The following is a 6,584-nucleotide window of genomic DNA, read 5'->3' as shown; positions in this document are numbered from 1 at the left end:
AGGCCTATTCTAAATAAACAAGTTATTATGTGCACCAAAATTACAACTTTATCGCTATAAATATTGTTGCCACCTGGTATTTTTGGACCATTCTCGTACCACTTTTCTATGGCTTCGTTGATATAATGAAAAATACTTCCTCTTTTTTCTGGAAATTTGTTATATTCGCTATGGTTACTGACCCTCATTTTTTGTGGCATATTTTTCTTTCAAGGTTAAATGGCTATTTTATAATGAATTTTGTCAGTAGCCACCAGATTTTTTCAGTTCCTATGCAACAAAGCCATCCCAGTGTCACGCACTGAGATCTGATGGGCCAAAATCACAATGTTCGTACAGTTATGCATTTGTTGTGCAAATTACCTTTGCAAACAAATGTTCGTACAGCTGTGTGTCACACACTTTGCTTCAATATTTGCACATTAGCCACTCCCTTGAACAGATACGATAAATTAGCTTTAGGTAAGCTATAAGCTTTTATGAAATCTTTGGGTGCGTGCTGTGAAGTTTTATAAATTTTAGTCTTGCTGTCACTTTGTATAAAGGTATTTTTTCACTCACATCTTTCGAAGTTGTAGCCATGTTTAACAACTTTAAGTAGAATATTGTAGCATTTTGAAAATCTGAAAGTTTATCTAGAATAACAGCTAAATTATAAGTATAAAAAATATTGTTTTCATCGAGGGAAATAGCAGTTATCATATACTCTTTACCTTTTACATAATCCTCCTTTTTCATATAGATCAGACCTAAATTTGCTAATAAAGGAGCATAATTTTTATGTATATCATACAATTTTAACATTTCACTCAACGCCAGATCAGGATCATATTGTGAGATTATCGTCAGAAAATTTTTTAATATGTAAGGGTTACTAGGGTGTTCTTTTAACAGTCTTGTGTAAATCTCTACAGCTTTTTTGTATTCTTTATTAGCGTAATAAATATTTCCCAATCCAATTAAAGCATTTTTATGATAAGGAAATTTTGCGATAATCTGATTAAGGAGAGAAATAGCTGCTTCATTATCTCCTGATTCAAAGGAATCTTTTGCTTTTTTTAAAGTAGAGTATATGTCAAAACTCTTGCCAGAATTCTGCGAAATTTTGATATTAAATTTGTCACTTTTTCTCTCAATAACATCAAGATCTTTATATTTTTTATCAGCTTTTATATGCTTGACAACACTATCGAAGGCCTTTTGTATCTCCAAATTTTCACTAGCATAGGTAACAGAAGACCTCCATAAAATCACAACGCAAATTAACATGCAGATAAACATAGGTCCTAGTGTTGTGGCATTGGCTGCAGCGTGTAACCAGTAAACCTTATTTCTTTGAGCTATGCGTAACACATTACAAATTCATAAATGCTAAATTACCTATCTCATACAATAATAAAGATATTATTAATTAGCGGGACGAACATGCTGTGTAGCTTTTCAGAATGCATTTATCTTTTGTCTTCCATATTTCGCTTTATTTCCACAAAAATGCTTCAATTTATCTTAACATTTTGTCAACTACCTTTGTAGATTTAAAAGGGCATTTTTACATATTCCATATGGCTGCCAGTTGCACCCCTCACATGCGTACTCGAATTTCTTTAAAGACATTTTCTCCCTAATCTTTTTTACTGCCTCATTCCAAGTTAAAGTCTCGCCAATTTTAATTCCTAAAATTTCCATATGCCTTCTATCTAGCTCTAAAACTTTAGCTTGTGTGGTGCATTTACCTTGTTTAGTCTGATTTGGACAAGCACTACAGATATTATCAAGGTTACCAACTACTTCGATTTGAGTACTAATTACTTTGCTTGCTATCCTTTTATAATTTTCTACAAAACCCTGAGAATACCCATATCCCCGAAACGCGAGGGTGCACATGAAATGATGAGGGCGGAATTTTATCATTTTTTCAAATATTGCAAAGCTGCTACAAGTAGAAAAATTTTTACCAAACCAGGAAGGATAAATGGTAAAACACCCACCATTATTGCTTGTCCCAGACCCAAGTAAACAGCAAGCCAACTAACACCACAAATAAAGATTACAACTGTACCAGCCAGACAACTTAAAGAATTACACACAAATGATTTATATTTAGGGTTCAGTAATTCATTTACTTTGCTCATTACCACAACAGCAGCTAAACAGCCAATTAAATATCCACCGGTTGGTCCAAGAAGAGCGTGATAACCACCAGAAAATTTCGCAAGAACAGGCAATCCTGCTGCACCAAGTGATAGATATGTAAGCACAGAATAGAATGCTGTTCTGCGGTTAAATTTAAGCCCAATAAGCATTACTCCTAAAGTTTGCAATGTGATAGGCACAGGCTGCAATGGTATACTTATTTGAGCCATCAAGAATAAAAGTAAAACGCAAGACAATATTTCAGCCAGTGTTGATCTGCTGCTAGATTGTGTTATAAACATACCTTCCCAATAAAAATAACTTATTAAATGTAGTATATGTGTATGAGAGGTTTTGCAATTTAAATTTTGCTTATATTGTGCTACAATGAATTATTTATGCACTATTAAATTAAAAATGATGAGTAAACAAGATCTATTATCGTTGATGAAAGCAAGACACAGCGGACGTTCATACGATCCTACAAGAGCAATATCTCAGGAAGACATGGATATTTTAATGGAAGCTGTAAGGCTGACTCCCTCATGTTTTGGTGATGAACCTTGGAGATATGTGATATGCAACAAACAGAACAATCAAAGCGCATGGGAGAAGCTGCTAAATTGCCTTGATGAATCTAATCAAAAATGGGCAAAAGATGCACAAGTGTTAATCATATCTTTAAGTGCTAAAAACTTCCGTAAACAAGGTAAAGGAGAAAATCTTTGGGCTAATCATGATACTGGTGCAGCAAATTATGGACTTATGTTACAAGCTGCAGTTATGAACTTAATGGCCCATCAAATGGGTGGATTTAATAGAGATAAAATAGTGAAAGAGTTCAATATACCCAATGACTTTAACGTAATGTCAGTGATAGCGGTTGGTTACGAAGAAGAGGGTGCTGAAACAAGTAAGAAGAAAAGAAGACCAATAGAAGAAATATTTTTTTATGATGAGTGGCCAAAATTCTGAAAATTTTATCAAAATGCACGGCACTGGTAACAATTTCGTTATCATAGACTCACGTTCAACAAACAATTTAGACTGGAACCATAGACAAATTGCTGATCGAAGCAGTTGTGATCAAGTGATAATTATAACAATGTCTAATGCTGCAGACTGTTTTATGCATATCTATAATGCCGATGGCAGTCGAGCTGAAATGTGCGGAAACGCAGCACGCTGTGTTGGATATTTGATAATGTCAGAAAAAGGTGCTGAATACTCCATTATTGAGCTAACAAGCAAACGCATTTTAGAGTGTTTTAAAGTGGGTGATAAATCCATAAAGGTTAACATGGGTAAACCTTTGCTAAAATGGCATGAAATTCCCTTGTCTACTGAGTGTGACACTCTTCACTTACCTATAGAGCTTGAAATGCTAAAAGATCCTGTTGCAGTAAATATTGGCAATCCTCACATAGTTTTTTTTGTTGATAACATAAGTGAAATACCATTGCGAAATTTAGGACCAACGCTAGAAAATCACGCATTATTTCCTCGGAAAATTAATGTTAGTATTGCACAAGTTGAAAAGTCTGGAGAAATAGCTTTAAGAGTTTGGGAAAGAGGTACAGGCATTACTGCATCATGCGGTAGTGCAGCCTGTGCAGCACTTGTTGCATCCACACTACGTGGATATCTGTTTGCCCAACAGACTTCAGTAAATTTACCAGGAGGCAAGTTATTAATCGAATGGGCAAATAACGTATTCATGACCGGTGATATAGGGTTTTTGTGACCCTAATTCTAGTGATGCATTACTTCCAATACCTTCTTACCAATTACTGCAGGGGTTTCAGCAATTGCAATTCCAGCGCTCCGCATAACTTCTAGTTTTGCACCAGCACTTCCACCGCTGGAAGAGATGATTGCTCCAGCGTGTCCCATACGTCTTCCTGGAGGTGCCGTTTGGCCTGCTACAAAACCAACGATTGGCTTTTTAGTTTTTTCTGTTTTTACAAAATGTGATACATCTTCTTCTTCGTTTCCACCTATTTCACCAATAACTACAATACCATGAGTATCGTCATCTTTTAAAAAGAGCTCCATACAGTCAACAAATGTCATACCATGAACTGGATCTCCCCCAATTCCGATACATGTGGATTGACCAAGACCAACAGCGGTTGTTTGTGCTACTGCCTCGTAAGTTAAAGTTCCGGAGCGAGACATAATTCCTATGTGTCCACGCTTATGGATATGGCCAGGCATAATTCCTATTTTGCATTCTTCAGGTGTAATAATTCCCGGGCAGTTGGGACCAATCAATCGACTTTTTGAGCCGATAAGCGCACGCTTAACTTTCACCATATCAAGTATAGGAATGCCCTCTGTAATACAAATTATCAATTCTATTTTTGCATCTATTGCTTCAAGTATTGCAGCAGCAGCAAATTTAGCAGGTACATATATAACTGTAGCATTTGCACCGGTTTTTTCTTTGGCTTCTGCTACAGTATTAAAAACCGGTAAATTAAGGTGAGTGCTCCCACCCTTTCCAGGAGTTACACCTCCCACCATTTTCGTTCCGTAATCAATTGCTTGCTCTGAATGAAATGTGCCTTGTGCACCAGTAAAACCCTGGCATATTAATCTTGTATCTCTGTTTACTAAAACGGACATGCTTTATTTTACCTCTTTTACTATCTTTTGCGCAGCTTCATCTAGCTCATCTGCAGCAATAATATTTAATCCTGACTCTTCTAAAATTTTTTTTCCTTCTTCAAAATTAGTACCTGATAATCTAACCACTAGAGGAACTTTAATGCTCATTTCTTTTGCAGCCGCAACAATTCCACTTGCGATAATATCGCAACGCATTATACCACCAAATATGTTAACCAGAATTCCTTTTACGTTGCTATCAGACAATATGATTTTAAATGCTTCAGTTACAGTTTCTTTACTCGCTCCACCACCAACATCCAAAAAGTTAGCAGGCTCTGCTCCGTAGTATTTTATTATATCCATTGTTGCCATAGCAAGACCTGCACCATTTACCATGCAACCAATACTGCCATCCATTTTGATGTAACTGAGCCCATACTTTGAAGCCTCTATCTCTTCTTTCACTTCCTCATCATAATCACGAAGTTCCATAATTTCTGGGTGACGATATAAAGCATTATCATCGAAATTAATTTTTGCATCGAGCGCAATAAAATCTCCAGAATTTGTTTTAACCAGTGGATTAATTTCAATTTGGCTCGCATCAGTTGCAATAAGCGCATCATATATTTTTTTTGCAATGTTCGATATCTTTTCTATTTGTTCTGGACTCAAATGAAAACTGCTGCTTAACTTGCTGCTATCAAAACTTGTAGCAGGATCAATATCAAATTTCACAATTTTTGCAGGAGAATTTTTTGCCACTTCTTCGATGTCCACTCCACCTTCTGAGGAAAATATGAATATTGGCCTACTGAGCTTCGGGTCGATTACCAGGCTTAAATAATACTCTTCCTTAATGCTTGAGGCTTCTTCAACGTACACTTTTCTTACTTGCTGCCCGCTTGGCCCTGTTTGATGAGTAACTAAAGTCATACCAATCATGTCCTTTACAAACTGTTGAGCTTCTTCAACTGACTTTGCTAGCTTTACGCCACCGGCTTTACCCCTACCACCTGCATGAATTTGAGCTTTAACTACAAACACGTCAGATTTTAATTGACTCACTTGAGTCTTTACTTCTTCTGCAGATGTAGCAACAAAACCTTTTGGCACTGGGACATTAAATTTATGCAAAACTTCTTTCGCTTGATATTCGTGAATATTCATAAAATAACCAATGATAAACTATTAACTTGAGTACAAACTACCAACCATAACGTTGCCTTCTGCACTCTTGTTGGTACCTCTTGTTTTTAGCTTCAGCTTTCTTTTTAGCTCTTTTTTCTGATTTTTTTTCATGATATTGTTTTTTCATTTTCAACCCTCTTCCTTCCTTTTGAATTGTTTTTTTCAATACTGGAAGAGCTCTGTCTACATCACCATAATGGACTGATACTTCTATCAAACTCTATACCTCCTTCGGTAATCATTTCAAAATCTATTTGTAAATTAGAAAATTAACATTGTCAATTATTTTATAAACTTGAGCGTTAAAATGTAATATGCCATAATTCACATGGTAAATAATGTCACTCCAGTGTCAGCTACTTGCTTACTGATGGAGATTGCTCTTATGTTACAGCGTTCTTACAATTATACCAACATCGGGGCGGAGAGATTTGAACTCCCGACCCTTTGGTCCCAAACCAAATGCGCTACCAGGCTGCGCTACGCCCCGACTTCTTTACTCAGAGTATCAATAACTCAGGCAAAATGCAAGATTCATTTGTTTACTTTAGAAAAAATATAATATGAGATTTAATATTATCTTAGAACCTGTTTAAAATCTTCGTAATAGGAGAGAAATGAAGGAAAGGACAATCATTTGCAAGCTG

8 protein-coding genes, 1 tRNA gene and 1 pseudogene are annotated in these 6,584 nt (G+C 36.0%); 2 read left to right on the top strand and 8 right to left on the bottom strand.

All coding sequences use genetic code 11. The features are described 5' to 3' along the window. The 4 genes and pseudogenes from OZD63_RS02155 to OZD63_RS02140 form a co-directional block, all read right to left on the bottom strand. Nucleotides 1–200, bottom strand: a pseudogene (locus OZD63_RS02155) (IS5 family transposase); the annotation flags it as partial. A 277-nt stretch (nucleotides 201–477) separates the two neighbouring features. After that, the gene (locus OZD63_RS02150) at nucleotides 478–1,353 is read right to left on the bottom strand and encodes a tetratricopeptide repeat protein (RefSeq protein ID WP_264707461.1); all 876 of its coding nucleotides are present in this window, start codon (nucleotides 1,351–1,353) and stop codon (nucleotides 478–480) included. 168 nt (nucleotides 1,354–1,521) lie between these two features. Further along, complete coding sequence (locus OZD63_RS02145) at nucleotides 1,522–1,911, bottom strand: DUF1284 domain-containing protein (RefSeq protein WP_006279825.1); 390 nt, start codon at nucleotides 1,909–1,911, stop codon at nucleotides 1,522–1,524. Next, entirely contained in the window at nucleotides 1,908–2,435 is a 528-nt protein-coding gene (locus OZD63_RS02140; protein ID WP_275008004.1) for a biotin transporter BioY, read from the bottom strand. Before OZD63_RS02140 ends, OZD63_RS02145 begins: the two co-directional genes overlap by 4 nt. Nucleotides 2,436–2,520: 85 nt before the next feature. Here OZD63_RS02140 and OZD63_RS02135 point away from each other — a divergent pair, with 85 nt between their 5' ends. Then, on the top strand, nucleotides 2,521–3,108 hold the full coding sequence (locus tag OZD63_RS02135; protein ID WP_275008003.1) for a nitroreductase family protein: 588 nt from the start codon (nucleotides 2,521–2,523) through the stop codon (nucleotides 3,106–3,108). Beyond that, nucleotides 3,089–3,877 carry a diaminopimelate epimerase gene (gene dapF / locus OZD63_RS02130; protein WP_275008007.1) on the top strand — a complete coding sequence of 263 codons (789 nt, stop codon included), beginning with the start codon at nucleotides 3,089–3,091 and terminating at the stop codon, nucleotides 3,875–3,877. The genes OZD63_RS02135 and dapF overlap by 20 nt, the downstream gene beginning before the upstream one ends. A gap of 8 nt (nucleotides 3,878–3,885) precedes the next feature. Here the strand turns inward: dapF and sucD are convergent, their stop codons facing one another. The 4 genes from sucD to OZD63_RS02110 form a co-directional block, all read right to left on the bottom strand. Beyond that, nucleotides 3,886–4,761 (bottom strand): succinate--CoA ligase subunit alpha, encoded by an 876-nt coding sequence (sucD, locus tag OZD63_RS02125; RefSeq protein WP_274979799.1) that lies wholly within the window; start codon nucleotides 4,759–4,761, stop codon nucleotides 3,886–3,888. A gap of 3 nt (nucleotides 4,762–4,764) precedes the next feature. Then, nucleotides 4,765–5,916, bottom strand: coding sequence for an ADP-forming succinate--CoA ligase subunit beta (gene sucC / locus OZD63_RS02120; protein WP_274979798.1), 1,152 nt, complete (start codon nucleotides 5,914–5,916; stop codon nucleotides 4,765–4,767). 37 nt (nucleotides 5,917–5,953) lie between these two features. Then, complete coding sequence (gene rpsU, locus OZD63_RS02115) at nucleotides 5,954–6,154, bottom strand: 30S ribosomal protein S21 (RefSeq protein WP_275008001.1); 201 nt, start codon at nucleotides 6,152–6,154, stop codon at nucleotides 5,954–5,956. A gap of 199 nt (nucleotides 6,155–6,353) precedes the next feature. Next, nucleotides 6,354–6,427, bottom strand: a tRNA-Pro gene (locus tag OZD63_RS02110). Nucleotides 6,428–6,584: the final 157 nt, after the last annotated feature.

Source organism: Wolbachia endosymbiont of Drosophila leontia, from assembly GCF_028981785.1.
In the GTDB taxonomy this organism is placed as follows: domain Bacteria; phylum Pseudomonadota; class Alphaproteobacteria; order Rickettsiales; family Anaplasmataceae; genus Wolbachia; species Wolbachia pipientis.
Note: the sequence above shows the minus strand (reverse complement) of the source record. Positions and strands in the feature narration are given on the sequence as shown.

What these genes read in the sequence shown, in the direction of transcription:
- OZD63_RS02145 (WP_006279825.1), bottom strand. Translation starts at nt 1,911, where the DNA reads ATGATAAAATTCCGCCCTCATCATTTCATGTGCACCCTCGCGTTTCGG.
- OZD63_RS02140 (WP_275008004.1), bottom strand. Translation starts at nt 2,435, where the DNA reads ATGTTTATAACACAATCTAGCAGCAGATCAACACTGGCTGAAATATTG.
- OZD63_RS02135 (WP_275008003.1), top strand. Translation starts at nt 2,521, where the DNA reads ATGAATTATTTATGCACTATTAAATTAAAAATGATGAGTAAACAAGAT.
- dapF (WP_275008007.1), top strand. Translation starts at nt 3,089, where the DNA reads ATGAGTGGCCAAAATTCTGAAAATTTTATCAAAATGCACGGCACTGGT.
- sucD (WP_274979799.1), bottom strand. Translation starts at nt 4,761, where the DNA reads ATGTCCGTTTTAGTAAACAGAGATACAAGATTAATATGCCAGGGTTTT.
- sucC (WP_274979798.1), bottom strand. Translation starts at nt 5,916, where the DNA reads ATGAATATTCACGAATATCAAGCGAAAGAAGTTTTGCATAAATTTAAT.